The sequence below is a fragment of the Nonomuraea purpurea genome (genome assembly GCF_042650645.1).
Classification (GTDB): Bacteria; Actinomycetota; Actinomycetes; order Streptosporangiales; family Streptosporangiaceae; genus Nonomuraea; species Nonomuraea purpurea.
On record NZ_JBHSBI010000071.1, the window covers coordinates 1 to 2,535 of the forward strand.

At 65.0% G+C, this 2,535-nt stretch carries 4 protein-coding genes; 3 read left to right on the forward strand and 1 reads right to left on the reverse strand.

The features are described from left to right. Positions 1 to 486: 486 nt before the first annotated feature. Positions 487 to 816 carry a hypothetical protein gene (locus ACFOY2_RS54530; protein WP_379536093.1) on the forward strand — a complete coding sequence of 110 codons (330 nt, stop codon included), beginning with the start codon at positions 487 to 489 and terminating at the stop codon, positions 814 to 816. Positions 817 to 1,108: 292 nt separating this feature from the next. On the opposite strand, the gene ACFOY2_RS54535 is transcribed toward ACFOY2_RS54530, so the two are convergent. Further along, positions 1,109 to 1,306, reverse strand: a complete 198-nt coding sequence (locus ACFOY2_RS54535; RefSeq protein ID WP_379536094.1) for a hypothetical protein — start codon at positions 1,304 to 1,306, stop codon at positions 1,109 to 1,111. 11 nt (positions 1,307 to 1,317) lie between these two features. Between ACFOY2_RS54535 and ACFOY2_RS54540 the strand changes: the two genes are divergently transcribed. Then, positions 1,318 to 1,461, forward strand: a complete 144-nt coding sequence (locus ACFOY2_RS54540; protein WP_379536095.1) for a hypothetical protein — start codon at positions 1,318 to 1,320, stop codon at positions 1,459 to 1,461. Positions 1,462 to 2,015: 554 nt separating this feature from the next. Next, positions 2,016 to 2,420 (forward strand): integrase core domain-containing protein, encoded by a 405-nt coding sequence (locus ACFOY2_RS54545; RefSeq protein ID WP_379536096.1) that lies wholly within the window; start codon positions 2,016 to 2,018, stop codon positions 2,418 to 2,420. Positions 2,421 to 2,535: the final 115 nt, after the last annotated feature.

Consider the following 2,535-nt stretch of genomic DNA (forward strand, 5'->3'; position numbering starts at 1 on the left):
TCGAAGGATTACGGAGTGGCCGTCTCTTGTCACATGGATCTCTCCCGCATCACAGCATGGGCTAGATCACCCGCACACCATCTCCCTGGACGTGAACAAGGATGCGCTACCAACCCCGCCAGCGCCAGCGCCAGCAGTGAAGTTCGGTATGTCATGCGGGAAAGTCGTACAGCAGCGGCTGTTTCCTTACCGTTGCCAAGAGGATGTTCGCCGAACATTGCTCACGAGCAGGCCGGTGAGCAGGCGCGCGACGTAGGCCGGGACGCAGCCGGTGACGGCCCGGTCCAGGACGAGTGGAGCCCGTGGGAGAGGGATGGAGCGGATGATAGGAAGAAGACCGCTCCGACTCCGGCTGTGATGGAACGCCCGAGAATCGGCTGTACGCAGCCCTGAAGGGTGTCAATACTCCGTTCACGGTTGTGGGCTGCGGGTTTGTCCCGGCTTCCTGATCGAAGTAGTGGTCAGTGTCGGGCATGCTCGAGGCTCGTGGCGCTTCGTCTCTTCTATTTGATCTTCTGCCACATCGTGGGCTGGCTGACACTGCTGGCTCGTGGCGACGTGTCCAAGACCTTGGAGATCCTCGTACTGCGGCATGAGGTAGCAGTGCTGCGCCGTCAGGTGGGCCGTCCGACGCTGTCGTGGGCGGATCGAGCGGTGCTGGCCGCGCTGGCTCGGGGGCTGCCGGCGGCGCTGCGTGCCCACCGACTGGTGACGCCGAGGACGCTGCTGCGCTGGCACCGGCGTCTGATCGTGCGCCACTGGACCTACCCGGACCGGGGGATGGGACGGCGTGCGACCGATCCGGCGGGGGCGTAGGCGGCGACCAGCGAGCTGACCCCGAAGATGGCCAGCGCGACCAGGAGCGTCCTCTTGCGGCCGAAGCGGTCGCCCAGCATTCCCGCCGGGATCATGCTGGCGGCGAGCACCAGCGTGTAGACCGGTGACGAACCACTGCAGTTGGGCGTTGTCGGCGTGCAGGTCCTCGGCCATGCTTGGCAGCGCCAGGTTCAGGATGGTCACGTCGAAGCCCACAGCCAGCGACGTGAGCACGAGCGCGATGAGCGCCCACCATCTGCGTGAGTGGGGTTGGTGCGACATCGTGGCCGGCCTACTTCGCGGCGTTCGTGAGGAGCTTGTCGAATTCACGGTCTGGCAACGTCCTGTTGAGCTCCAGGAGCCTGTCGGCCATGTAACCGACGGCGTAGCTGCGCCTGCCGATAATTGCATCCGGCCAGGTCATGGCCGTGTGAGGGCTCCGCGTGGCGTGCGCGAGCTCCGGCCACACCAGGAGAGGCAAAAGCGGCATGATGATCGGCCGTGCTCCTCCGCCTGGCCTATCTCACCGTCACGAACACCTTCGCCGCACAGCGACTGCTGCCCATGGGCGATCGAGACAAGGACATCGAGATTCTCGCTCTGCGGCACCAGATCGCCGTCCTCGAACGGCAAGCTCGGCCCTGACATCAGGGTGCGATTTGCCCCGGAGGACCGGGCATTTCTCGCCGCCCTCCTCACCTCGCTGCCACGCGAGGTCCTGCGCCGACTGCGGCTGCTCATCCGGCCGGACACGGTCCTGCGCCGGCACCGAGATCTGATGCGACGGCGTCATGCCCGTACCTGCCGGCCGAAGCGGCCCGGGCGCCCGCCCACGGTGCGCTCTATCCGTGCCCTCATCCTGCGCCTGGTCCGGGAGAACCCCGGCTGGGGCTATCGGCGGATCCACGGTGAGCTCGCCGCGCTCGGCATCAAGGTCGCACCGTCCACGGTGTGGGAGATCCTCAAGCAGGCCGGTCTTGATCCGGCGCCCGAGCGGGCGTCCACCACGTGGGCTGACTTCCTGCGCTCGCAAGCCGACGCTCTACTGGCCTGTGATTTCATCGAGACCATCACCTTGAACGGGCAACGCCAGTACATCCTGGCGGTCATCGAGCATGCCACCAGGCGCGTCCGCGTGCTGGGGCACCACCGCTCATCCAAGCGCGAGCTGGGTTATCCAGGCGATCAGGAATCTGGTGATGGATCTGGACGATGCGGACCGCCGGGCGCGCTTTCTGATTCGAGACAGGGATGGGAAGTTCCCGGCCCTCATGAAGGAGATCCTCGCCGAAGTCGGCATCAAGACGGTGCTCGCCGGTATCCGGATGCCGCGCATGAACTCGATCATGGAACGGTGGGTGCAGTCGTGCCGCCGCGAACTCCTCGACCGCTGCCTCCTATGGAACGAACACCACCTGCGGCACTCCCTACGGGAATACGAACACTTCTACAACCACCACCGCGCCCACCAAGCCCTGGACCAAGCGGCACCGCTGTGCACTGTCCCCGATCCGATCACGGACCCAGAGCAAATCGTCGACCTGAACATACGCCGACGAGACCGGCTCGGCGGCGTCCTCCACGAGTACTCACATGCCGCTTGAACTGCATGGATGTAATTTTCGGTTGTGAACATGAACGCGAGAGGTGGGTTGAGAATGACCGGCTGATTGCGGGGCTGTACGAGTAGATGGAGGGGTTCTGATCCTCCGGAGTCGC